The sequence below is a fragment of the Neisseria sp. P0001.S005 genome (assembly GCF_051963715.1).
Genome location: NZ_JBQCTZ010001158.1, coordinates 1 through 211 on the forward strand (window position 1 = coordinate 1; position 211 = coordinate 211).

The following is a 211-nucleotide window of genomic DNA, read 5'->3' on the forward strand; positions in this document are numbered from 1 at the left end:
TGGGGGTTCCTTGGGAAATGGTTTGCTTGTAAAAGAGGGCATTATACCGAATCTTGATAAAAACAGGCCGTCTGAAACCTGAAAAACAGGGTTTCAGACGGCCTCGGTCTTTTGAAGCGTCAAATGCTTATTCGTACACTTTCAGCAGCTCGACTTCAAAAATCAAAGTCGCGTGCGGAGGAATCACGCCGCCGGCACCGTGTGCGCCGTA

1 protein-coding gene is annotated in these 211 nt (G+C 49.3%); it reads right to left on the reverse strand.

Annotation, left to right across the window (positions count from 1 at the left end):
• Positions 1-127: 127 nt before the first annotated feature.
• On the reverse strand, positions 128-211 hold an 84-nt coding region (locus ACTHSP_RS24395), incomplete at its 5' end, for an FKBP-type peptidyl-prolyl cis-trans isomerase (RefSeq protein ID WP_440347260.1).